22 protein-coding genes are annotated in these 22,156 nt (G+C 66.6%); 11 read left to right on the plus strand and 11 right to left on the minus strand.

What is annotated here, in order from left to right; translation table 11 throughout:
- Positions 1-244: 244 nt before the first annotated feature.
- Entirely contained in the window at positions 245-469 is a 225-nt protein-coding gene (locus LZ586_RS10380; protein WP_235076226.1) for a hypothetical protein, read from the minus strand.
- A gap of 156 nt (positions 470-625) precedes the next feature.
- The gene (locus LZ586_RS10385; RefSeq protein WP_235076227.1) at positions 626-976 is read right to left on the minus strand and encodes a hypothetical protein; all 351 of its coding nucleotides are present in this window, start codon (positions 974-976) and stop codon (positions 626-628) included.
- 140 nt (positions 977-1,116) lie between these two features.
- On the opposite strand from LZ586_RS10385, the gene LZ586_RS10390 reads away from it, so the two are divergent.
- Positions 1,117-1,482, plus strand: coding sequence for a hypothetical protein (locus tag LZ586_RS10390; RefSeq protein WP_235076228.1), 366 nt, complete (start codon positions 1,117-1,119; stop codon positions 1,480-1,482).
- Positions 1,483-1,704: 222 nt separating this feature from the next.
- On the opposite strand, the gene LZ586_RS18300 is transcribed toward LZ586_RS10390, so the two are convergent.
- Positions 1,705-1,902 carry a DNA -binding domain-containing protein gene (locus LZ586_RS18300; protein WP_413777339.1) on the minus strand — a complete coding sequence of 66 codons (198 nt, stop codon included), beginning with the start codon at positions 1,900-1,902 and terminating at the stop codon, positions 1,705-1,707.
- A gap of 212 nt (positions 1,903-2,114) precedes the next feature.
- Positions 2,115-2,702 carry a TetR/AcrR family transcriptional regulator gene (locus tag LZ586_RS10395; RefSeq protein WP_235076229.1) on the minus strand — a complete coding sequence of 196 codons (588 nt, stop codon included), beginning with the start codon at positions 2,700-2,702 and terminating at the stop codon, positions 2,115-2,117.
- A 198-nt stretch (positions 2,703-2,900) separates the two neighbouring features.
- Here LZ586_RS10395 and LZ586_RS10400 point away from each other — a divergent pair, with 198 nt between their 5' ends.
- The 3 genes from LZ586_RS10400 to LZ586_RS10410 all read left to right on the plus strand — a co-directional run bounded on the left by LZ586_RS10400 (position 2,901) and on the right by LZ586_RS10410 (position 8,688).
- Positions 2,901-4,712, plus strand: coding sequence for an alkaline phosphatase D family protein (locus LZ586_RS10400; protein ID WP_235076230.1), 1,812 nt, complete (start codon positions 2,901-2,903; stop codon positions 4,710-4,712).
- A gap of 98 nt (positions 4,713-4,810) precedes the next feature.
- Positions 4,811-7,717 (plus strand): TonB-dependent receptor domain-containing protein, encoded by a 2,907-nt coding sequence (locus LZ586_RS10405; protein ID WP_235076231.1) that lies wholly within the window; start codon positions 4,811-4,813, stop codon positions 7,715-7,717.
- A gap of 23 nt (positions 7,718-7,740) precedes the next feature.
- Complete coding sequence (locus tag LZ586_RS10410; RefSeq protein WP_235076232.1) at positions 7,741-8,688, plus strand: glycerophosphodiester phosphodiesterase family protein; 948 nt, start codon at positions 7,741-7,743, stop codon at positions 8,686-8,688.
- Between the two features lie 352 nt (positions 8,689-9,040).
- Here the strand turns inward: LZ586_RS10410 and LZ586_RS10415 are convergent, their stop codons facing one another.
- On the minus strand, positions 9,041-9,730 hold the full coding sequence (locus tag LZ586_RS10415) for an OmpW/AlkL family protein (protein ID WP_413777282.1): 690 nt from the start codon (positions 9,728-9,730) through the stop codon (positions 9,041-9,043).
- Between the two features lie 129 nt (positions 9,731-9,859).
- Here LZ586_RS10415 and hemN point away from each other — a divergent pair, with 129 nt between their 5' ends.
- Together hemN and LZ586_RS10425 are read left to right on the plus strand one after the other, a co-directional pair.
- Entirely contained in the window at positions 9,860-11,182 is a 1,323-nt protein-coding gene (gene hemN / locus LZ586_RS10420; RefSeq protein WP_235076233.1) for an oxygen-independent coproporphyrinogen III oxidase, read from the plus strand.
- Positions 11,183-11,186: 4 nt separating this feature from the next.
- A complete protein-coding gene (locus tag LZ586_RS10425) occupies positions 11,187-11,855 on the plus strand; it encodes a Crp/Fnr family transcriptional regulator (RefSeq protein WP_235076234.1) in 669 nt (222 codons plus the stop codon).
- A gap of 16 nt (positions 11,856-11,871) precedes the next feature.
- Here the strand turns inward: LZ586_RS10425 and LZ586_RS10430 are convergent, their stop codons facing one another.
- A complete protein-coding gene (locus tag LZ586_RS10430; protein WP_235076235.1) occupies positions 11,872-13,464 on the minus strand; it encodes an amino acid ABC transporter ATP-binding/permease protein in 1,593 nt (530 codons plus the stop codon).
- Positions 13,461-15,116 (minus strand): thiol reductant ABC exporter subunit CydD, encoded by a 1,656-nt coding sequence (cydD, locus tag LZ586_RS10435; RefSeq protein ID WP_235076236.1) that lies wholly within the window; start codon positions 15,114-15,116, stop codon positions 13,461-13,463. Before cydD ends, LZ586_RS10430 begins: the two co-directional genes overlap by 4 nt.
- Before the next feature lie 123 nt (positions 15,117-15,239).
- Between cydD and LZ586_RS10440 the strand changes: the two genes are divergently transcribed.
- The 4 genes from LZ586_RS10440 to LZ586_RS10455 all read left to right on the plus strand — a co-directional run bounded on the left by LZ586_RS10440 (position 15,240) and on the right by LZ586_RS10455 (position 18,915).
- Complete coding sequence (locus tag LZ586_RS10440; protein ID WP_235076237.1) at positions 15,240-16,808, plus strand: cytochrome ubiquinol oxidase subunit I; 1,569 nt, start codon at positions 15,240-15,242, stop codon at positions 16,806-16,808.
- A gap of 25 nt (positions 16,809-16,833) precedes the next feature.
- Positions 16,834-17,973, plus strand: coding sequence for a cytochrome d ubiquinol oxidase subunit II (gene cydB / locus LZ586_RS10445; RefSeq protein ID WP_235076238.1), 1,140 nt, complete (start codon positions 16,834-16,836; stop codon positions 17,971-17,973).
- Between the two features lie 12 nt (positions 17,974-17,985).
- Positions 17,986-18,108: a cytochrome bd-I oxidase subunit CydX gene (cydX, locus tag LZ586_RS10450; RefSeq protein WP_235076239.1), complete on the plus strand. Its 123-nt coding sequence runs from the start codon at positions 17,986-17,988 to the stop codon at positions 18,106-18,108.
- A gap of 96 nt (positions 18,109-18,204) precedes the next feature.
- Positions 18,205-18,915, plus strand: a complete 711-nt coding sequence (locus LZ586_RS10455) for a Crp/Fnr family transcriptional regulator (protein WP_235076240.1) — start codon at positions 18,205-18,207, stop codon at positions 18,913-18,915.
- A gap of 578 nt (positions 18,916-19,493) precedes the next feature.
- Here the strand turns inward: LZ586_RS10455 and LZ586_RS10460 are convergent.
- A complete protein-coding gene (locus LZ586_RS10460) occupies positions 19,494-20,276 on the minus strand; it encodes a class I SAM-dependent methyltransferase (protein ID WP_235076241.1) in 783 nt (260 codons plus the stop codon).
- 86 nt (positions 20,277-20,362) lie between these two features.
- On the opposite strand from LZ586_RS10460, the gene LZ586_RS10465 reads away from it, so the two are divergent.
- Complete coding sequence (locus LZ586_RS10465) at positions 20,363-20,797, plus strand: Rrf2 family transcriptional regulator (protein ID WP_235076242.1); 435 nt, start codon at positions 20,363-20,365, stop codon at positions 20,795-20,797.
- Positions 20,798-20,877: 80 nt separating this feature from the next.
- Here LZ586_RS10465 and LZ586_RS10470 read toward each other — a convergent pair whose 3' ends face one another.
- The 3 genes from LZ586_RS10470 to LZ586_RS18140 form a co-directional block, all read right to left on the minus strand.
- Complete coding sequence (locus LZ586_RS10470; RefSeq protein WP_235076243.1) at positions 20,878-21,405, minus strand: DUF4269 domain-containing protein; 528 nt, start codon at positions 21,403-21,405, stop codon at positions 20,878-20,880.
- Between the two features lie 255 nt (positions 21,406-21,660).
- Positions 21,661-21,987 (minus strand): Na+/H+ antiporter NhaA, encoded by a 327-nt coding sequence (locus LZ586_RS10475; RefSeq protein WP_261345998.1) that lies wholly within the window; start codon positions 21,985-21,987, stop codon positions 21,661-21,663.
- A complete protein-coding gene (locus LZ586_RS18140; RefSeq protein WP_261345999.1) occupies positions 21,884-22,156 on the minus strand; it encodes a Na+/H+ antiporter NhaA in 273 nt (90 codons plus the stop codon). Before LZ586_RS18140 ends, LZ586_RS10475 begins: the two co-directional genes overlap by 104 nt.

Genomic DNA, 22,156 nt, shown 5'->3' on the forward strand with positions numbered 1-22,156 from the left:
GCGTCAACCATCGCTTGCCAGTCGCGCCGTGCAGTTGATCCCCCGGGCGAGTTCCCAGCCCAAGCCTGTTCCATGGCTTCGGTCGGCTCGCGCAACGTAAGGATGACCGCACGGACCAGAGGCTCAACCTTGAAGCTGGCGTCGACCCGAGCCAGCGAGCCGTTGTCCTCAGCAACGCATCCGGAAGTGTCCTCCTGCCGATGCAGGTCCGCGATGAGCGCTGCGACTGCGCGGTCGATCAGGGTCATCTGCGTCCGCTCCCGATGAAGGTTCGACGCACCTGCCGCTCCGGATAGGCGCCCGCATACTCTTCGAGTGAGGCCCGCCCTGTATCAGTCACCAGAAGCTGCCCATCAACTAGGCCCCGGCGTTGCAGATGGTCCACCATCGAAGGACCAGGCGCCGCGCCGGACTCGCGGTTGAGCAACCGAAGGGCTTCCCATTCTTCGCGGTCGACGTGTTCAGCCATAACCTCATCCCTCCGCCCAGCTTAACCCCGGCTGCCAGCCCCGCTGCCAGAAGTCGGCGGTGGCGAACAGGCGTTGGCCTGTCACCTCGAACCGCATCTCACCTTCGCCAGCTTCTTGTGTCGTGGAGGTCGACCACTTCGGGCCGATTGCACATCTCAGTGCGACGAGCTTCCGCGGGCGGGACGCTCAAGCTGGGCCGAGGCGAGGAACAGCTGGAAGGTGCTCGCGCCACCTTCTTCATCCTGCAGCTTCCTGAACTCCTTGGCGTGCTTGTTGATATGCGCCGCCACGGTCTCCGCGGTTAATCGGAAGTCGCGTGGGGTTTTCAGATTGCTATCGTTCGCGACGAGCGCACCAAGCGCCATGGCCCAGACGTCTACCATGTCATCGGCCGTCAGCTTTCGGCCCGGTGCCTTTTCGGCCAGCCCGTCGGCGGTTTGCACGACCAACTTCCGGACCAACTCGAACTTGTCTTCGTAGCTTGCAGCGTGATTTGGATCGGGCATCGAAACCTCAGTTTACCGGCATTGGGAGAGTAGCAGAGTAGACTACGGCCAGCCCCTAGGATTCGCAATCGTTCCCCTAATGTTCTAAACAGCGCCTCACAGCGAGTTGTACTCTAACGGGCTCACAGGAGGATAACACGATGATGTTGGACCTCATCGCCGGCCAAATGAAGCCGGCACCCGCTTGGGCCTTGAGCGTAGCCGAACTGGAACAGCTCGGGGTTGATGAGCGATCAGCTCGACACGTCGATGGGGTAACGCCGGGCCTCGTGCTGGATGGGCGCTGGGTGATGCTCGTGGATGATGAGCCTTACGATGCTGCCACGGCACGTGTCATCGAGATCAGCGGGGCGGAAGCGGTCGACCGCCGCGGGCGCCGAGCAAGGGTCGAGAGGTGGCGCCGCTTTGCACTCCTGAGGTTTGCGCCGTCGGAGCCGAGCGAGCCTGAGCAATGGGTGGTGCTCTCTACGGCCCTCTCGGCCGATAGCCTGGCCGGCATGTGGTAATGGGGCGCCGATCTGCCCGCAGGCGCGATACTTGTCCTCGTGCCCCTCTGCCGCCGCAGGACGACGTGACGATCCACGCATCACATCGTGGACGAGCGGCAGCTTTCGGGATCACCGCGAGGCAGGGCGAACGACGACTATTGGGCGCATTGCGGAACGGCGGGATTTGGCCAGAAGCCTGCAAGCACCGCTCCGACGCGCGCACCGAGTCCGCACTGTGACTCAACTCCTCAACAGTGCTCGCCAGCCTCCAACCGCCATGCGCGCAGCGTCCTCCGCGCGCCGGCGGGCACCCGACATCAGGAAATTGGAGCGTCCCTTCCATTCAGCGCGGACCCGCTCCTCGCCATAAAGGGCGACTGCCATTTCGTGATAGGATGCGCCCGCCGCGATTGCATCGCCGACACGTAGTATCTCCAGTCACCGCGGCAGGCCGAACTCAGGCGGATAGAGCGCTCCGGGGAACCGCCCGGTGAGGCAAAGCCCCAGCATGCGCCGGAGTGTCAGGACATGGGCATCGACCCCACGCGCGATTGTGTTGCACCAATAGGCCTCTCAAGATGGCCGGTTGCTATCCTCATAATCTTCCAAGATGCTCTTCCAGAAACTTCTTGGACTGGAAGGTCGCGAGCTCATGCATTGGCGAGGCTAATTGCAGCGTCGACGAGCCTCTCAATCTCGAGCGCGGAGAGCTTGTGCCTGCGCGTAGCGACATGATGCACGACGCTGCCCATTAGCGTCTGCAAGGCGAAGTCCAGTGACGCGTCGCACGCCTCGGCTGCCAGGAGACGCAGCGGCGCGCGGTAATGCGGCGCGACCAGTCCCTGATGCGCGTCAAATGCCCTGGCGATCGTCGCATCGCGCCGGGCGGCCGCGGCGATGTGGAGCAACGCGCCGCCCCGGCTCCCCGCATACATTCGCGAGCAGGTCGCGGCATGCGCGAGCAGCAGCTCCCGCGGCGGCGCATCGGGCGGCAACTGCGGCGCGAACGAGCGCGCGGTCTCGTCGAGCATATGCGAAACCATGTCCGCCTTGGTCGCGAAGCGGCGATACAGCGTCGATCGGCTGCAGCCCACCGCCTGCGCGATTGCTTCGAAGGTCAGTGCCTCGCATCCCACATTGGCGATCAACGCCCATGCCGCCTCGCGTATTGCGTCGTCGAGGTCCGCATTGCGCGGGCGTCCGCGCCGGCGGGCACCGTCTAGAGCCTCAGAATGCATTTCGATATCCTCGCATCCATTTTGATGTCGAAACAACACCAATCTGTCACATAATTCCGATACGGACTCGCATCGTAATTAGAAAAAACAATCAGGGGCGCAGATGATCATAGATACGCGGCGGTGACCTCACCGCGGCGGCGCCTTGCTGCGTCGTCCGCACGACCATCAAACAATCCGATATCACGGAGTCCGGTTATGAACGACCTCGACCGGCGCGCCCTCGTGCGCGCCCTGGGCGCGGCTGCGCTCGGCGCACCTGCCCTTGCAACTCCCGGCCTGGCGATGGCCGATGCCGGACCTGGTACCTCGATTAGCTTCGCGCACGGTGTCGCCTCGGGCGATCCACTGGCCGATCGCGTGATCCTGTGGACGCGCGTCACGCCGGCGGACGGCAATGCCGCGCCGGTCTCGGTGCAGTGGGAAGTCGCTAGCGACGCGGCGTTCGCGCGGATCGTGCGCAGCGGCACGGTGCAGACCGGCCCCGAGCGCGACTTCACGGTCAAGGTCGATGCGGGCGGCCTCAAGCCCGGTGCGCGCTACCATTACCGCTTCCGCAGCGGCGGCGCGACCTCGCCGGCGGGCCAGACCGCGACGCTGCCGCAGGGCCGCGGGACCAAGGAGATGGTCCTCGCCGTCGCCTCCTGCTCCTTCTATTCGACCGGCTTCTTCAATGCCTATCGCGCGATCGCGGGGCTCGAGCGGGTCGATCTGGTCCTCCATCTCGGCGACTATATCTACGATTACGGCACCGCGCCCATCGAGCTGGGCATGTCCGTGGGGCTCAAGATCGGCCGCATTCCCACTCCGGCGAACGAGACGATCACGCTCGCCGACTATCGCGAACGCTATGCGTGTTACCGGCGCGACCCCGATCTTCAGGCCGCGCATGCCCGCGCGCCGTGGATCTGCGTGTGGGACGATCACGAAACCGCCAACGACGCCTGGCAGGGCGGCGCGCAGAACCACCAGCCGAACGAAGGCGACTGGGCCGCACGGCGCACCGCGGCGGTGCGGGCTTATTATGAGTGGATCCCAATCCGCGATCCCGAGGCCGGCCGGCCGTTCGAGGCGATCAACCGCAGCTTCGAGCTGGGCGACCTCGCCACGCTGGTGATGCTCGAAAGCCGCCTGCTCGCACGCAGCCGCCAGCTCAGCGTGGGCAACCCCGAGGACGCGCCGCGCATCGTCTTCGACATGAGCGATCCCGCCGCGCCGAAGCAAGTGATCGACGCCGCGATCGTCGCGCGCGTGCTCGCCGAGGCGAAAGGCGGCAAGGCGCCGGCACCTTACGCCGTGCGTCCCGATGTCGCCGCGCTCAAGCGCAAGCTCGCCGACCCAGCCCGCCAGCTGCTCGGCGCCGAGCAGGAAGGCTGGCTGCGCGACAAGATCGCCGGCTCGGTCCGCGCCGGCAAGCGCTGGCAAGTGATCGGCAACCAGGTCGTGATGGCGCGCACCGCGCTCCCCGACGTAATCGCCGCGATGGGCGAGCAACGCTGGCAAGCGGCGCGCGCCGAGCTTCCCACGGGGATTCGCAGCGCGGTCGAGGCGGTGGTCAAGGCCGGCAACGCGCTGCCTTCGGGGCTCGACAGCTGGAACGGCTATCCCGCGGCGCGCGAACGGATGGATGCGATGCTCGCCCAGCCCGGCGCCACCCCGCTGGTGCTCTCGGGCGACAGCCACGCCTTCTGGGTCAACGAACTGAGCGGCGCGCCGGGCAAGCGGATCGCCGCCGAGATCGGCACCACGGCGATCAGTAGCTCGAGCCTGGGCGATCTGCTCGGCGGGTTCGATATCGGCCCGGCCATGGCCGAGGCGAGCGACGAAGTGCTCTATTGCAACCAGATCGCCAAGGGCTTCGCCCTGGTGACGCTGGGCCGCGAGGCGGCGCAGGTCGATCTCGTCGCGGTGTCCACGGTGCTGCGCCGCGAGCACAGCGTCCGGACGATCGCCAGCTTCCACATCCTCCCCGGCGAGGGAGGCGGCGTCCAGCCCATCCGCCGGGGCTGACCTGCCCACCCCAATCTCTGCAGCCGGGATCGCACGCGCTTTCCCGGGTGGCTGCTTGCGTCCGCATTCCATCGACTTCAACAACACGGGAGTGAATCATGAAGAACGACAAGAGGGTCGCGCTTTTCGCCGGAACGGCGATCGCGCTATTGTGGTCCGCCAGCGCTTTTGCGCAGGACGTGCCGGAAACGCCTGCCGATAGCGGCGACGCAGCCGAGGAAATCACCGTCACCGGATCGCGCATCGCGCGAAAGGACTATTCGGCCGACAGCCCGATCGTTACCGTCGGCGAGGAGCTGATCCGCTCGAACGGCCCGGCGACGCTCGAAGCGACGCTCAACCTGCTGCCCCAGCTCACCCCCGATTCCGGCTCGACCTCTGGCGGGCAGGCCGCACAGGGCCGCGCGACGCTCAACCTGCGCGGGCTCGGCCCGTCGCGTACGCTGGTGCTGCTCGACGGCCGCCGGCTCCAGCCCGGGGATCCGCTCGGCGCAGTCGATCTCAATTCGGTGCCGAGTGCGCTGATCGAGAATGTCGAAGTGATCACCGGCGGCGCCTCGGCCGCTTATGGCTCGGACGCGATCGCCGGGGTGGTGAACTTCCGGCTCAAGCGCAATTTCCAGGGCGTAGCGCTTGACGCCGATTACGGCGTCAGCGAGCGCGGCGACGGGCAGAACCTCAATCTCGCCGGGACGATCGGCGGGAATTTCGGCGATGGCCGCGGCAATGCGGTGATCTCCGCCACTTACATGGATCGCAAGCGTGTCGATCGCGGCAGCCGCGAGTTCTTCGAGGATGGAGGCATCACGTCGGTGCTGCCGAGCGGCCTGATCTATGCGGTCGCCACCAATCTGCCCACTCAGGCGGCGGTCAACCAGGTGTTCCAGGGATATGGCGTCACCACCACGCTGTCGCGCGCCTCGGCGTACAGCGTAAACCCCGATGGCACGCTGTTCACGCTGACTCCGGTCTACAACTTTAAATTCCCGCAGAACGGGCCCTATGTCATCACGTCGAACGGCCAGGTCGCAGTGCCGCTCGGCGAGGCCGCGCCCCTCCAGCAGCCGCTTGAGCGCGAGACGGTGTTCGGGCGTATCAACTACAAGCTGACCGACGATATCGAAGCCTATGCGCAGTTCAACTACGCGCATTACCAGAACAACCAGACGGGTTATGGCAAGAACCAAGCGATCACGCGCGACGTGTATCTGCCAGTGACCAACCCATTCATCCCGCAGGCGCTCCGCACGATCGCGGCCTCGCGTCCCAACCCGACCGCGCCGCTGCTGCTCTACTTCAACACTGGCCGCTTCTCGCCGGATATTGCCGAACAGACCTATGACGTGTCGCAGGTGCTTGGCGGCGTCCGCGGCACGGTCGCCGCGATCGACGGAACCTGGGACATTTCGGCGTCGGCCGGCCGGTCCAAGCTCGATTCGAAGCTTGCCGGCTATGTCGATCGCGCCGCCTATCTGTCGCTTATCGAGGCGCGGGACGGCGGCGTCAGCATCTGCCAGGGCGGGCTCAACCCGCTGGTGCTCGACCGTCCGTCACAGGACTGCCTGGACTACATGCTGCGCGAATTGCACGAGACGAGCACGCTCAAGCAGACCAACGTCGAAGCCAACCTCCAGGGGCGCATGTTCAAGCTGCCCGCGGGCGACCTGCGCTTCGCCGCGGGCCTCGCCTATCGCAAGAACAGCTACAGCTATTCGCCCGATGCGCAGCGGATCAACGCCACCGTGCTCGCCGCGGCAGTGAGCAACCCCACCGAAGGCAGCACCGAGAGCAAGGAAGCCTATGCAGAGCTGCTCGTACCGGTACTCGCGGACCTGCCGTTCATCCATAAGCTCGATCTGAATGCCGCCTATCGCTATGCCGACTACGACACCGTCGGCGGCGTCCACACCTACAAGCTGAGCGGCGACTGGCAGTTCACCCGCTCGCTCAGCCTGCGCGGGGGCTATCAACGCGCGATCCGCGCGCCTTCGGTCGGCGAGTTGTTCCAGCCGGTCGAGCAGAGCGGCACCACGGTGGGCCGGATCTCGGCCGGGCTCGGGGATCCGTGCGACATCAGCGGCACCTATCGCACCGGCCCGAACGCCGCCAAGGTCCGCGCGCTGTGCATCGCCACCGGCATTCCGGAATCGGTGGTCGACCTCCATCGCTTCTCGGGCACGTCGGTCCAGTCGAACGTCGGCGGCAACCGCAACCTCAAGGAAGAGACGTCAGACACCTACACGGTCGGCCTGGTGTTTCGCCCGCAATGGCAGTCGTCCTTGCTGTCGAACGTCTCGCTGTCGGTCGACTACTTCAACATCAAGATCAAGGATGCCGTCGGGCTCATCACCGGCGACGTCATCAGCCAGCGCTGCTTCAACGGCGCGGGGGATTCGAACCCGAACTACGATCCCGGCAACTTCTACTGCAAGCTGATCCAGCGCGGCCCGTCGGGCGGTCTGGCGATCATCGACACCCCGCTGCTCAACCTTGCCGGCTATCAGACCGCTGGCGTCGACGTTCAGCTCGATTGGTCGGCACGCATCGCCGATAGCAGCCGGATCGGCGTCAACCTGCTCGCCAGCTATGTCGACAAATATGCAATTCAGTCGCTGCAGGGCGCGAAGTTCACCGAATATGCAGGCACGATCGGCAACGGCCAGATCAGCTCGGGCTCGATCTCGCATCCGCGCTGGCGGACGGTGACGAACCTCTCCTACGACGGCGGCACCTTCGGCCTCAGCCTGCGCTGGCGCTGGATCGACAAGATGTCGAACGCGGCCAATGTCGGCATCTCCGGCGCGACCGCGCCCGGCGTGGCAGCGGTGAGCTATTTCGACGCCAACGCGCGGTTCACGATCAGCCCGACGATGGGCTTTCGCCTCGGCATCCTCAACCTGACCGACAAGCAGCCCCCGGTGTGGACCGGCGAGGCCGCCACTGATTCCAACCTCTACGACGTGGTCGGCCGCCGCTTCTTCGCGGGCGTCAGCCTGAAGTTCTGATCCGAAACCCAGGAGATATGATCATGAAATCCTTGTTTCTGGCGCTCGCCGCCGGTTCCACGATCCTGAGCGGTCCGGCGCTTTCCGGTCCGGCAAAGGCCCCGACGGCGGCGGGGATCGCCCGGGCGGCGCAGGCCGGCATTCCCAAGCTGCTCGCCTGCCTGCGCAACGAGCGCGTGCCGCTGATCGGCGCGCATCGCGGCGGGCCGATCCCGGAGTTTCCCGAGAACGCGCTCGCCACGTTCGAGCGCACTGCGGGGCTTATCCCCGTGTTCCTCGAGATCGACGTCCAGCAGAGCTTCGACGACCAGCTGTTCCTCAACCACGATCCGGTGCTCGAGCGGAACATGGTCGGCTATGGGACGATCCGCGACATGCGCTGGGCGCAGATCGCCCCGCTCAAGCTGCGCGACCAAACCGGCCAGCCCACCGGCTACACCGCGCCGCTGCTCGCCGACGCGCTGAAATGGGCCGATGGCCGAGCGCTGCTGCTGCTCGACGTCAAGCCCGCTACCGATCCCGAACTGCTTGTCCAGGCGGTGCGCGCGGCGGGCGCAGAGGGCCGCGTGATGTACCTGGCCTATACGATCAAGCAGGCGCTGGGCTTACGCAAGCTGCTGCCCGATGCCGTGGTCGCGCTGCCGGTGTTCGATCGCGCCGGGCTCGAAGCGGCGAAGACCGCGGGGTTGGTCGGCGACAAGCTGCTCGCGATGGTCCGCCCCGATCGCGCCGACGCTGGGATGATTCCCGAGCTCGAGGCGCTCGGCGCGACGGCGCTGGCCGGATCCTATGGCGGGCCGCAGTCCCCCGACGCGGTATACAGAACGTCCGCGGACGCGGGTGCCTATCAGGCCCTGGCGGCGAAAGGTCCAAGGCTGATCGCGTCCAATCGGCCGTTCGAAGCGATCTCCGCCATGCTCAAGCAGCCCGGCTATGCGGCGAAGCTGGCACGCTGCGGCGTAAATGGCTGATGGAGGCGAAACGGCGGAGCTTGCGCTCCGCCGTCATCTTTCCTCGCGTGGGGCGATCACCCAAGTTCATCCAATCATCGGTTTTTTGCGATCCAGGCTGCCGAAAAATACCGCGCGCGCAGTGAGCAATGCTGGTGCGCCGGACAGGGACAGGATCGCCTCCGCGTTGATGCCCGCCTGTCCGGTCGCATTGGCAGCAAGTTGACCCGGAGCCTCGTTCGCCGTGCACCTGACAATCATCCTGCATCGGAAGCGGCGCCCGGCACGACAAAATGCAAGCCAGCGTTAGACATCGGCCCGGCAATAGGGATCGCTGCGCGCTGGTATTGACCCGGAACCGTCGCCGCTTCTTTCAAAGCCGCAAGCCCAACCCGACCCCGAACACCAGCGGATCGAGATGCAGCATCACCGACTGGGTTCCTGCCGCCGTGGTGCGCAGCCGGGCAGCGGTGTCAATATCGATATATTTGACGTCGAGGTTGAGGAACAGCCTGGGCGTCAAGTCCAGGTCGACTCCGATCTGCCCCGCCCAACCGACGCTATCGTCCATATGGACGCGCGTCTTGCCGACTGCGGCTTCGAGCCCGCCCGACGCCTTCTCGTCCCAGAAGACCGTGTAGTTGATGCCCGCGCCGACATATGGCCGAACCGCGCCTTGCGGATTGAAGTGGTATTGCGCGGTCAGCGTCGGCGGCAGTACCCAGGTGGAGGCGAGCTTGCCGATCGATCCGGTCGTTCCCGACCGTCCGCTGGCGCTGTGCTTGGTGGTCGAGGCGATGAGTTCGAAGCCGATATGGTCGGTTGCCATATAGGTCAGGTCGAGTTCGGGCATGGCGCTGTTGTCCACACTCGCTTTCTCGCCGGGGAAGGCCGGCAGGATGTCGCCCGAGCGCTCGTTCGGCGCGACCAGGATGGCACGGGCGCGCAGCAGCACGTCGCCGGCCTGGATGCCGGTGCGCGCTTCGCTCTGCGCGCAGGCGGGCATCGCCGCCATGACCGCTACCGCGCCGATCAGGCCGGCGCCGATTCGGAAGATGTTCATTCCCCTTGCTCCTTTGTTCGGGTCTGGGGGCGGCCTAGGCGGCGGCCGGCCGACAAACATTGACCGCGGCCAAGCGCAGGATTGACGGGGATCAAAGAGGCCAGGGGGCGGCGGGCGCATCCAGCATGCATGTGGACCTATCACTCCGATCTGCTTGCCCGGCCGGTGCCGCGCTATACCAGTTACCCGACCGCGGCGGAGTTTCATGAGCAGGTGGGCCCAGAGGATCTTGGCGCCGCACTCGATCTGATCGACCTCGACGACACCGTCTCGCTTTACGTCCACATCCCTTATTGCCGCGAGATATGCTGGTATTGCGGGTGCAATACCGGTGCCGCCAATCGCAGCGGGCGGTTGACTGCCTATCTCGAGCGATTGCGCGAGGAGATCGACCTGGTCGCCCGCCGGCTGGGCGCGCGTGGGCGGATCGGGCGGATAGCCTTCGGAGGCGGCAGCCCCAATGCGATAGCGCCGGTGGCCTTCGTGGGGCTCGTCGATCAACTGGTCCAGCGCTTCCGCTGCCAGGACGCCGTGCTCTCGGTCGAGATCGATCCGCGCGGCTTCGATGCCGATTGGGCGACGGCACTGGCCGATACCGGCGTGACGCGCGCCAGCCTGGGCGTCCAGACCTTCGATCCCGCGCTTCAGGCCGCAATCGGCCGGATACAGCCCGCCGAGCAGATCCTGCGCACCACCGAGCTGCTGCGCCGGGCGGGCGTCTCCTCGATCAACTTCGACTTGATGTACGGCCTGCCCGGCCAGAGCGCGGCGATGCTGGAGCAGACGCTCGCCGAGGCTCGGGCGCTCGCGCCCGAGCGGCTCGCCGTGTTCGGCTATGCCCATGTTCCCCAGTTGATCGCGCGCCAGCGCCGGATCGATGCGACGGCACTCCCCGGCCCCGCGGAGCGCTTCGAGCAGGCGGCGCTTGCTTACGAGACGTTGACCGGCACCGGCTATCGCGCCGTGGGGTTTGATCATTTCGCCGTGCCCGGCGACGCGCTTGCGCTTGCCGCCGAAGCCGGGACCCTGCGCCGCAACTTCCAGGGCTTCACCGAGGATCAGGCCTCGATCCTGCTCGGCCTCGGCGCAAGCGCGATCAGCGAATTCCCAGACCGGCTGCTCCAGAACGAGAAGAACACCGGCCGCTATGGGCTCGCAATCGAGCACCAGGGTTTTGCCACCGCGCGCGGCGTCCACCGCACCGCCGAGGACCGGAGGCGGGGGCATGCGATCGTCGGCATCCTCACCGCCGGGCATGCCGAACTCGGCGCCGTCGCCGGGCTCGATGCCGTGCGACTGCGGCTGGAGCCGTTCGAAGCCGCGGGGCTGGTGGGGTGGCAGGGCACGCGGCTCCAGCTCGGCGACGGGGCGCTGCCTTATGCGCGCGCGATCGCCGCGACGCTCGACGACTATCGCCAGCATGGCCCCGGCCGGTTCAGCAATGCCGTGTGAGCCCGTGCGATGCGCCAGCTGTGGCGCGCGCGATCAGGGCCTGTGCGGCGCTTTTGGCGGGGACGGGATCGCATCGCTCCACACGATCGGTCGGCGGCGGCGCGCGCCTGCGGGCCAGGTTCTGATCTGGGCCGGCGACCCGATCACGTTCTGCGCGACATTGGTCTCGGGCGCGCTCAAGATCGTCCGCCACGAAGCCGATGGCCGCCAGCAGATCGTCGGGCTGCTCTTCCCCGGCGACTTCGTCGGCGAGCCCTTTGCCGAGCATGCCGCGGAATCATTGATCGCGCTCGCCGACGCGGATCTCTGCGTCTATCCCCGCGCGCAGTTGCGATGGCTGCTGCAGACGCATCCGCCGGCGGCAAGAGTGCTGCTGCACACCGCATTGGCGTCGCTCACGCGCGCCAGGCGCTGGATCCTGACGCTTGGACGCAGGGATGCGCAGGAAAAAGTCGCCGGTTTCCTGCTCGACATGGCGGAGCATCATGCGGGTACCGAGACCTTCGAGCTGCCGATGGGCCGGGCCGCGGTCGGCGAGGCACTTGGCCTTACGATCGAAACGGTCAGCCGCCAGATGACCGCGCTGCGCCGGGCCGGCGCGATCGCGCTGCCGGGCGGCCGCACGGTCGAGTTGCGCGACCGCATGCGCTTGCGGACGCTCGCCGGCCTCTGACCCAGGCAACTTGCTTTCAGACGCGACAGGATTGGCCCGCGACCCCCGTCAGCGTCGACGAGGCGGTGGACTGACGTCCGCAAAGGTTGATCATTCTTGGCCGGTGACTCACCAGGATCAGCCCCTGCCCCGTCCGCGCCAGCCGCGCCTCCAGCCGTGCCGCGATCCGCGCCTCGGTCTCGGCATCCAGCCCTTCGCTCGGCTCGTCCAGCAACAGCCACGGCGCCTGGGCGACATAGGCCCGCGCCAGCGCCAGCCGCCGCCGCTCGCCGCCCGACAAGCGCTCGCCATTGTCGCCGATCCAATCGTCCAGCCCTAGGTCCAGCGCGGCATCCTGAAGCGCCTCCCGAAGCGCTGCCTCTTCGGCCTGGGGCGCGGCGAGCAACAGGTTGTCCCGAACCGTGCCGGACAGCAGCATCGCGTCCTGCGGCAACCAGGCGAAACAGCGCCGCAGCGCATCGGGCGAGACCTGCGCGACATCGACTCCGCTTATGGCAATCTGCCCGGGCCGAGCGCTACGCAGTCCGAGCAGCGCCTCGACCAAGCTCGTCTTGCCGGCGCCGGAAGGACCGACCAGCGCCAGCCGCTCGCCCACCGAAACCGAGCACTCGCCGATCCGCAGATCCGGAATGTTTGCCACCGCAATCCCATGGCTAAGTCGGGCGGCGCCCAGCAGCGCATCGAGCCGGGCCTCCGCCTCGTGAAGCCGACCGCGCTCGACCATCGCGCGCAGCACCGGCGCCGCCGCATCCAGCGTCATTGCAGCGGCCAAAGCCGCGAGCGCCGCCAGTGCCGGCCCGCTCCCGATCGAGAATAGCAGGGCGAGCGCCGCCGCAATCCCGAGCGCGGCGGCGTGGAGCAATTCGAACCATCCGCCGACCCTCGCCTGATTGCGCTGGGCAGCGGCAAGCGCCCGGCTCCGCGCATCGATCCGAGCCGCCGCCCAATCCTCCAGGGCGAAGCAGCGCAGTTCGGGCGCGGAGTCGCTGAGCATCGCGACTTCCTCGCGGAGCGCACCCGCCGCCTGCTGCACCGCGCGTCCCGAAGCCTCCATTCGCCGCGCCAGCCAGTCGCCCGCGACCAGCAACAGCGACAGGCAAGCGAGAGTGCTGCAGGCAGCGCCCAGCCCGCCGAGCCAGGTCAAGGCGAGCCCGGACCCCAGGCCCGCGGCGAGTCCCCAGGGCGACGAAAGCCGAACGAAGCGGGTTTCCACGGCATCGACATCGCCGATCAGCCGCGCGGTAGCGTCACCGCGCCCCAGCGCCAGCGCCTGCGCAACCGGTGTCGCGGCGACGGCGCGGAACAGCGCGGGCCGGATCCGGGCGAGCGCGCCGAATGCTGCGCCATGGCTCGCCAGCCGCTCGCCATAGCGCGCGCCGGTGCGCACGATCGCCAGCAGCCTGATGCCCGCGGAAGGCAGCATGTAATTGAACGACTGGGCGACCGCGGGCCCCGCCGCACCCGCCAGCGCCGCGGCAGTGATGAACCAGCCCGACAGCCCGAGCAGCACGATCGAGGCCGCCGCCACTAGCGCCGCGAACAGCGCCGCGAGGGCCAGCCGGCGGAGCTCGGCGCGGCGCTCGACGGCGATCAGTTCCGCCAATGTCATGCATCGTCTCCCAAATGGACGACCCGATCCGCGATCGCGGCGAGCGCCGCACTATGGGTGGCGATGAGCGTGGTGCGACCGCGACAGGCCGCGGCGATCGTGGCGATCAGCGCCGCTTCGGCATCGCGATCCAGATGCGCGGTGGGTTCGTCCAGCAGGAGCAACGGCGCCGGTTTGAGCAGCGCCCGCGCCAAGGCCAGTCGCCGGCGCTCGCCGCCCGAAAGCCCGCTGCCGCGCGCGTCGAGCATCGTCTCCAGCCCCTGCGGGCGACGCGCGAGCATCGGCGCCAGCCCGGCCGCAGCCACCGCCTGGTCGAGCGCCTCGAGCGAAGCATCCGGGTTGCCGAGCAGGAGGTTCTCGCGGATCGTCCCTGTGACCAGCAGCGGATGCTGCCCTGCCCAGGCGGCGAGCGCCGCGACATTGCCGAACTCCTCCAGCGGGCGTCCGCCCAGCTCCACGCTCCCTCCCGAAAGCGGCGCCAACCCCAGCAGCAGGTGCAGCAGGCTCGTCTTGCCGCTTCCCGAAGGTCCAAGCAGCGCCACTGTTTCCCCGGGCGCAACCGCCAGCGTGAGCCCGTGAACCACCGCAAGATCGCTGCCGGGATAGCGGACTGTGACATCGCGGAACACGATCGCTGTGCGTTCCGGGAGTGGCATTGCGGAGCCAGCCGCAGCTGGCTCCGGCAACGTCATCAAGCGATCCGCCGCGGTCTCGGCCGCTTGCTTGTCGTGATAGGCGGCGGCCAGGCGGCGCATTGGCGCATAGAATTCCGGCGCCAGCGCCAGCACGAAGAATGCCTCACCCAGGCTGAGCCGCTCGGGCGCTGTAAAGGGCAAGAGCCCGAGCAGGGCGAACCCGCAATAGACCGCCACCAGCGCGACCGACAAAGCCGCGAAGAATTCGAGCCCGCCGGAGGACAGGAAGGCGACGCGCAGCACGCGCATCGTCCGGTGCGCGACCTCCGCCGCAGCGCGCCCGATCGCATCCGCTTCCCGTTCTTCCGCGCGGAAGGCCAGCACGACGGGCAGCGCCCGCACCCGATCGGAAAACCGGCCCGAAAGCCGCGCCAACGCCTCGAACTGCCGCCGCGATTCGTCGGCCGCCGCGCCGCCCGCCAGCGCCATGGCGACGATGAAGGGCAACAGCGTCGCCGCCAGGATCGCCGCGGCGACCGGGCTCGCTAGGGCCGTCGCCGCCAGCACGATGAGCGGTGCGATCGCACCCGCTTTGCGGGCCGGCAGGAAGCGCGCGACATAGCCGTCGACTGCGTCCACTTCGTCCACCGCCGCGCTGACCCAAATGCCCGGCGGAACCGCGGCCCCGGGCATCCGGCGCAGCGACGCCGCGACGACGCGGCGGCGAAGCGCCACCTTGGCCTGCTCGGCGCCCGCGGCCCCGGCGCGCAGGGAAAGCATCGCCGCCCCGCCCCGCGCGACCGCCGCTGCCGCAACCAGCGCGACCCACGGCAACACTGCCCCGGTTCCCGCCGGGATCGCCGGGATCGCTCCCGCCAGGCCGCCGGCAAAGCCGATCGCCGCGAGCGTGTCGAGCAACAGGAGACGAGTCGAGGCGCCGGTGGTGCGCCCCACCCTCTCGCGCAGCCACACGGCCCGTGCGCGCCCGGATGCTTTGTCATGAGAGATGGCGGTCATAAGCATGCTCTCGCGCGGCCGCCGCCGAACTTCTTTGACCGCGGTCAATGTTGGCGGCGCGTGCGCGGCCTAGTCACCCGCCATCGTGGAGCCGGAACGCCGGCTCGCGGGGGAGTAACGCCAATGGACCTCGGGGTCATCGACCTGTCGCGGCTGCAATTCGCGCTGACCGCGCTTTATCATTTCCTGTTCGTGCCGCTCACGCTCGGCCTGTCCTTCATGCTCGTCATCATGGAGTCGGTCTATGTGATGACCAATCGCCCGGTCTGGCGGGTGGCCACGCGCTTCTGGGGCAAGATCTTCGGGATCAACTTCGTGCTCGGAGTGGCGACCGGGCTGACCATGGAATTCCAGTTCGGCACCAACTGGTCCTATTTCTCGCATTATGTCGGCGACATCTTCGGCGCCCCGCTGGCGATCGAGGGGCTGATGGCCTTCTTCCTCGAAGCGACGATGGTCGGGATCATGTTCTTCGGGTGGGAAAGGCTGTCGAAGCTCGGCCACCTGATCGTCACCTTCCTGGTGGCGCTCGGCACAAATTTGTCGGCGCTATGGATCCTGATTGCCAATGGCTGGATGCAGAACCCCGTCGGCGCCACCTTCAACCCCGACACGATGCGCATGGAAGTCACCGATTTCGGCGCAGTGCTGTTCAACCCGATCGCGCAGGCAAAGTTCGTCCACACGGTGAGCGCGGGCTATGTCATCGCCTCGGTGCTGGTGCTCGGCGTCTCTGCCTTCTGGCTGCTCAAGGGACGCTTCATCCCGATCGCCCGCCGCTCGATGACCGTTGCTGCGGCGTTCGGCCTCGCTTCGTCGCTGTCCGTGGTCGTCCTGGGCGACGAAAGCGGCTACGCGCTGACCGACAACCAGAAGATGAAGCTCGCCGCGATCGAGGCAGCCTGGCACACCGAACGCGGACCCGCCGGCCTCACCATCTTCGGCATGCCCGACACCGTCGCGCGCACCACCCGCTACGAAGTGCAGGTCCCCTGGCTGCTCGGCCTGATCGCCACGCGGAGCCTGGACGGCACCGTGGCCGGCATGTCCGATCTGGTGCTCAAGGCACAGGAGCGGATCACGTCGGGCATAGTCGCCTATGACGCGGTCGAGAAGCTGAAGGTCAGTCCGCAGGACCCTGATGCCCGTGCCCAGTTCGAAGCGCACAAGCGCGACCTCGGCTATGCCCTGCTCCTCAAGCGGCAGATGCCGGATCCGCGGGCGGCGACCCCGCAGCAGATCAGCGCCGCGGCATGGGACACGGTGCCCAACGTGCCGCTGATGTTCTGGAGCTTCCGCATCATGGCGGCGATCGGCTTCGCGATGATTGCGTTGTTCGCCGTCGCCTTCGTGCTCTGCTCGCTGCGCATGCACATGCAGACGCGCTGGTTCCTGAGGCTGGCGGTGCTGGCGATCCCGCTCCCGTGGATCGCAACGGAACTCGGCTGGGTCGTGGCCGAACTCGGCCGCCAGCCCTGGGCGATCGAAGGCGTGCTGCCGACCTTCCTGGCGGCAAGCTCGCTCAGCCGCGGCGCATTGTGGACCACCATTGCCGGCTTCACTGCGCTGTACGGTGCGCTGGCCGTGATCGAGGTGCGGCTGATCCTGGCCGCGATCCAGCACGGGCCGGAGGCACGCGAGCACGACCAGCCCGGCTGGGGTCCGCTGCCTGCCACGCCGATGACCGCCTGACCTCCAGTTCGAAGGAAACCGGACCATGTTCGACTATGAGACGCTTCGCGTCATCTGGTGGGCGCTGTTGGGCATCCTGCTCATCGGCTTCGCCCTCACCGATGGCTTCGATCTCGGCACCGCCGCACTGCTCCCCTTCGTGGCGCGCAGCGATGCCGAACGGCGCCAGGTGATCAACACCGTCGGGCCCACCTGGGAAGGCAACCAAGTGTGGTTCATCCTGGGCGGCGGCGCGATCTTCGCCGCCTGGCCCTTCGTCTACGCCGTCAGCTTCTCGGGCTTCTACCTTGCGATGTTCGTGGTGCTGGCCGCGCTGATCCTGCGGCCGGTCGGCTTCAAATACCGATCCAAGCGGGAAGACCCTGCCTGGCGGAGCCGCTGGGATTGGGCGCTGTTCGTCGGCGGCTTCGTCCCCGCGCTGGTGTTCGGGGTCGCGGTCGGCAACGTGCTCCAGGGTGCGCCCTTCCGGCTCGATAGCGACTTGCGCAGCTTCTATGAGGGCAGCTTCCTCGGGCTGTTCACGCCGTTTACGTTGCTCTGCGGCCTGCTGTCGGTGGCGATGCTGGTGCTCCACGGCGCGGCCTGGATCGCGATCAAGGTCGAACGCGGCGCCGTGCACGATCGCGCGCGCCGCTTCGGCAGCATCGCAGCGGTGGCGTCGCTGCTGCTCTTCGCGCTCGGCTTCGTGTTCGTGGCCTATGGCGACATCGGCTATCGCATCGTCGGCGCGGCGGACCCTGGCGGCCCGTCCAACCCGCTCCGCACCACCACCGAAGCGGTGCGCGGCGGCTGGCTGGCGAATTACGCGCTCTACCCATGGATGATCCTGGCACCCCTGCTCGGCTTTGCCGGGGCGGTGCTCGCCTGGGCCGGTATTCGCCGCGGCACCGAGCCGCTCGCCTTTGCGGGCTCGTCGGCCTCGGCGCTCGGCATCATCGCGACGGTCGGCTGCTCGATGTTCCCCTTCATCCTGCCCTCCAGCATCGATGCGCATTCCAGCCTCACGGTGTGGAACGCGTCCTCGACGCACAAGACGCTTGGCATCATGCTGTTCGTCACCGCCGTCTTCCTGCCGATCGTGCTCGCGTACACCGCCTGGGCCTACAAGGTGATGTTCGGGCGGGTGACCGCCGAGGATGTCCGCACCAACCCCGACTTCTACTGACGGAGCAACACCATGTGGTATTTCACCTGGGTCCTCGGCGTCGGCCTGGCGGTCGTCTTCGGCATCCTCAACGGCATCTGGCACGAATTCCATCTGCCGATCGAAGATGACGGGACCGCGCCCGCGAAACGCTGACGCGCCATGGACGCAGGGGCCGGCGCCATGCAGGTGCCGGCTCTCTGCACTCCGCGCAGGGGCGACAAATCCGAGCGACCAGCCTATATCAGGCGCATGGCCTTCATCGACCTCTGTTCCGATTGCGCGGTCCGCGACCAGGCGCTGTGCGGCAGCCTCGATGACAAGGAGTTGCGTGCGCTGAACACGCTGGGCCAGCGCCGGCACATCCATCGCGGCGAGAGCGTCGTCTGGGCGGGCGAGGAGAGCGTGATCTGCGCCAATCTCCTGTCGGGCGTGCTCAAGCTGGTCGCCTCTACCGCCGACGGACGCGAGCAGATCGTCGGCTTGCTCTATCCAGCCGATTTCGTAGGCCAGCCCTATGCGGGCCAGGCGGATTTCACCGTCACGGCGCTGAGCGATGCGGAACTCTGCGTCTTTCCTCGGGCGTCGTTTGAGCGGGTGCTTGAAGATCATGCACAAATGGAGCGCTTGCTGCTCCAGCGTACCCTCCAGGCACTGAGCGATGCGCGCGGACGGATGCTTTCGCTCGCCCGCAAGTCGGCCGAAGAAAAGGTCGCGGGCTTGCTGCTCGACATGGCTGCGCGTGCGGGGTCGAACGGATGCCGGGCGACCGAGACGGGTCCGGTCACCTTCGACTTGCCTCTGACCCGAGGCCAGATTGCCGATGTGCTCGGCCTCACGATCGAGACGGTGAGCCGGCAGATGACGAAGTTGAAGACCGCGGGGGTGATTGGTCTTCCCGGCGGGCGCTCGATCACGATCAGCGATCCAAACGCGCTGGAGGAGCGAGCTGAAGCAGCGTGATCCATCGACCGCGAGCCGGGCGCCACGACACCAGGTGGTTGCAAGGCCCACGAGCCGCCATCCAGGACCGCTTCGCAGTTCCCCATTTAGCTATGCTCGTTCACCTGCGCTGAAGCGACCACCGGCCGGATTCGCTTCATCCGCCGGCGCGGCCACGACGCTCGCCTGAAACCGGTGATCGTCCAATCGCTTCTGACAGCAAGGGACAATTCATGCGCCCGGCCCTGTTCCCGGCTTGCTCCCGATTGCACCTCGAGGAGCGGCGGAGGCCTTACACGCAAGCCTGAAAGCCGGTTCTGCGCGGAGCGTCCTGCGGAGAAGTGTCCAGCGCGTCTGCCCCGGAAAGCGAACGCCTAGGCTCGGAACCCTGCTGCGGACACTCGTTCATCAACGCGGCCGCGCTTTTCGGAAAGCCGGGTCGGACCACCTGAACGGCTTAGATAGGTGGTTTGCCGGCCGGCGGCTTCAGGAAAGGCGGCCGCGGTTTGTGGCGGTCTTCCGTCGTGCTTCCCCAAAAAGCTTGGTTTCGAGAATGGCGGCAGCTCGTAGCCGCAGCGGCAAAGCCGCGATCACGCGGCCTATCCCCGTCGCGCCACGCCGATCAACGCGGTGGAAGGGATCGGAAGCTGCGGCCGCCCGCCGGCCATTCGACGCACTTCAGAGACGATCATGTCTTTCTGCGTGGCGTCCAAGCTCGTCCAATCGGGTGATGGGCCAAAAAGCCCGTCAGGGTGGTCCAACATCTCCATGTTCAGGTCAAAGTCGCGGGTCACTCGCTCGATGTGCGGATCACGATAGCCCGCTTTGACCAACTCGCAGGCAAAGCCGTTCACCGAGCTGAGAATCGTCATCGCCTCCGGCATCGGGGACAGATCGCGCTCTGTGAACAATTTCCGGATGAGTTGGCCGAGCAGCATGAAGGCGCCAGCGCCGCGATCCTGCCAGACCGCGACGACGCCGTATCCGCCGGGTCGTGTGACCCGCGCCATCTCAGCCAGTCCCTTGCGCCAGTTCGGGAACATGAACACGCCGAAGATCGAGAACACGGCGTCGAAGCCGGCATCGGGCAGGTCGAGGGCCTGGCCATCCATGACCCGCGCCTCGACGTTCGGCACCGCCTTGGACGCGATACGCGCGACCATGCCTGGCGAGAAGTCGGTTGCGAGAACCCGCGCTCCCGTCCGTGCAGCGGCCAGGGCGAGCGCGCCGGTTCCGGCTGCAATGTCGAGCACGCGGCACTCGGGCGTCAGCGGCACAAGGGCCAGCGCAGCCTCGACATAGCGTGCAGTGTAGGGATGCGCCGCCTTTTCGTATCGCTCCGCCGCGCTGTTCCAATGGTCGGCCTTGTCGAATTCGCGCATTCCTTGTGTCCCATGACTCATGCAACCTATCGAGTATCGAGATACCGAGAGCTTGCCAAGTCGATGTAAGCAACGAAGGTGGCATCATGCGGAACGACGGTCGCCTCTCTCGTATGTTGCACGTGCTGATCCATATGGCGCGGCACGACGATCCGATGACCTCCGAGACGATCGCTCGGATGCTCGGCACAAATCCTGTCCTGATCCGGCGCACGATGTCGGGGCTGCGGGATGCGGGCTACGTCAGATCGGAAAAGGGGCACGGCGGCGGTTGGTCTATCTCGAGCGATCTGAATGCGGTGACGCTGTTGGACGTGCATCGTGCCGTTGGCGGCCCCCGTCTTTTCGCAATCGGAATCGAGCATCCCGAGCCCGGCTGCCAGGTCGCCAGCATTGTCAACGAAGCCTTGGGCGACGCGCTACAGGAGGCAGAGCGGCTGCTCGTCACGCGCTTGGAATCGGTTAGCCTCGCCGCACTCGTCCAGACCTTCAATGATCGCCACGACAGCGTCGAGAGCTAGCTGAACCAGGACTTCCCCGATTGCGATGCGATCGGGACTGCCCGCGCCCTCCGGCTAGGCATGCTTATCTGGCAAATCCCTTAGATGAAGCCTTGATCCGCCAGCAGAGCGGCCAGCTCGATGTCAGAGCAGGACTCAAGGCTCAACAACGCAACATATGGGTCACCATCGAGGCCAAGCACTGTGGCAAATGCCGGCTCGGTCTTCATGCCATCCTTACGCCGCGTCATCACTGAATTACGAAAGGTATCACCACCACAGGCGAGCAGCCTTTGCTCGACGAGAAAATGCCGCCATCCAAATTGCTCAGATATTGGGGACGCCTGACCGAAAATCTCGATGACCCAACCAGCATGGGCAAATTTGGCAACGACCGGCCGTGCACCCCCGATCCACTGCCACATGCGAAACTCCGGGCGCAGGCCAAAGGCGTTCCAGACTGCGCACGTGAAGGCGTCCGCATCGGGTGCGAAGCAGATAACATCTATATCGCTCGTCGGAAGATCCAAGGCGAGTGGCGGTGTGCCGACAACATGAGGACTGAACGCGGACAGCTTCGCCAAAATCTCCGTTCGTTCCAACGCCTCCAGATAGTGCACCCTTTCCATGAAGGTCCTGTAGGTGGCGCCTCGGGGCCTGCAAAGGCCGACCCCGGTCTCAAGGGCTTCCTTCAAAGAAGATCCTGATGAGGCTGCACGATTGCCGTCCTTCCCCGCCAGATAAACGGAGGTCCGCCGCCGGGTTCCACTCGAACAGAGCGGAGTTGCCAACATTGGGGCGACTCCTGCCGGTTCGACGAGCGGCGAAGGAGGTGGCGGGGCCGGTGTCTCGTTGGGCCAAGCAGGACAGACTCGGCCCGGCAGTCACGCTAAATGCTGGTTCACCGGCGACGTGATCCCGACACCGGTTAGCTTGTCGCGCTTCGCTACCCTGAACACGGCGTAACCAAGCGCTCCGGATAGCAGCGATCCAGCCAGCACCCCGATCTTCGCCTCCGACTGAAGCGATAGGTTCTCAGGGAAGGCAAGCAGGGTGATGAAGATCCCGCACGGCATTGCAACGCCCAGGATTTGAAGCCACCCCGCGTTAGCGGCTGCGTCCGCGAGACCGAGCCGAACCGCAAGGGTAGCAAAGCCGAAAACGCTTGCCACTTTGCCGGCCAGAAGGCCGAGAGCAACGCCCGACGTCACCGGAGCCTAACGCTCCTGGCGGCAGGCCCAGCACTGGGACGGCCGCATTCGCTAGCCCAAAAATCGGCACCACAAAAAAGCCGACCGGAAGATGCAAAATGTGCTTCAGCCGGTGTAGCCGGCTTGTGCTGTCCGCATAGGGACGGCTTGGAGGGCATTGTGTGACCAC

The organism is Sphingomonas sp. S2-65 (assembly GCF_021513175.1).
Classification (GTDB): domain Bacteria; phylum Pseudomonadota; class Alphaproteobacteria; order Sphingomonadales; family Sphingomonadaceae; genus Sphingomonas.

Excerpts from the sequence above, each read along its gene's own strand:
- LZ586_RS10455 (WP_235076240.1), top strand. The coding sequence starts at position 18,205 with ATGGCCTTCATCGACCTCTGTTCCGATTGCGCGGTCCGCGACCAGGCG.
- LZ586_RS10385 (WP_235076227.1), bottom strand. The coding sequence starts at position 976 with ATGCCCGATCCAAATCACGCTGCAAGCTACGAAGACAAGTTCGAGTTG.
- cydX (WP_235076239.1), top strand. The coding sequence starts at position 17,986 with ATGTGGTATTTCACCTGGGTCCTCGGCGTCGGCCTGGCGGTCGTCTTC.
- LZ586_RS10380 (WP_235076226.1), bottom strand. The coding sequence starts at position 469 with ATGGCTGAACACGTCGACCGCGAAGAATGGGAAGCCCTTCGGTTGCTC.
- LZ586_RS10440 (WP_235076237.1), top strand. The coding sequence starts at position 15,240 with ATGGACCTCGGGGTCATCGACCTGTCGCGGCTGCAATTCGCGCTGACC.
- LZ586_RS10390 (WP_235076228.1), top strand. The coding sequence starts at position 1,117 with ATGATGTTGGACCTCATCGCCGGCCAAATGAAGCCGGCACCCGCTTGG.
- LZ586_RS10470 (WP_235076243.1), bottom strand. The coding sequence starts at position 21,405 with ATGGAAAGGGTGCACTATCTGGAGGCGTTGGAACGAACGGAGATTTTG.
- LZ586_RS10410 (WP_235076232.1), top strand. The coding sequence starts at position 7,741 with ATGAAATCCTTGTTTCTGGCGCTCGCCGCCGGTTCCACGATCCTGAGC.
- LZ586_RS10430 (WP_235076235.1), bottom strand. The coding sequence starts at position 13,464 with ATGACATTGGCGGAACTGATCGCCGTCGAGCGCCGCGCCGAGCTCCGC.
- hemN (WP_235076233.1), top strand. The coding sequence starts at position 9,860 with ATGTGGACCTATCACTCCGATCTGCTTGCCCGGCCGGTGCCGCGCTAT.
- LZ586_RS10460 (WP_235076241.1), bottom strand. The coding sequence starts at position 20,276 with ATGCGCGAATTCGACAAGGCCGACCATTGGAACAGCGCGGCGGAGCGA.
- LZ586_RS10405 (WP_235076231.1), top strand. The coding sequence starts at position 4,811 with ATGAAGAACGACAAGAGGGTCGCGCTTTTCGCCGGAACGGCGATCGCG.
- LZ586_RS10415 (WP_413777282.1), bottom strand. The coding sequence starts at position 9,730 with ATGAACATCTTCCGAATCGGCGCCGGCCTGATCGGCGCGGTAGCGGTC.
- LZ586_RS10400 (WP_235076230.1), top strand. The coding sequence starts at position 2,901 with ATGAACGACCTCGACCGGCGCGCCCTCGTGCGCGCCCTGGGCGCGGCT.
- LZ586_RS10395 (WP_235076229.1), bottom strand. The coding sequence starts at position 2,702 with ATGCATTCTGAGGCTCTAGACGGTGCCCGCCGGCGCGGACGCCCGCGC.
- cydB (WP_235076238.1), top strand. The coding sequence starts at position 16,834 with ATGTTCGACTATGAGACGCTTCGCGTCATCTGGTGGGCGCTGTTGGGC.
- LZ586_RS10465 (WP_235076242.1), top strand. The coding sequence starts at position 20,363 with ATGCGGAACGACGGTCGCCTCTCTCGTATGTTGCACGTGCTGATCCAT.
- cydD (WP_235076236.1), bottom strand. The coding sequence starts at position 15,116 with ATGACCGCCATCTCTCATGACAAAGCATCCGGGCGCGCACGGGCCGTG.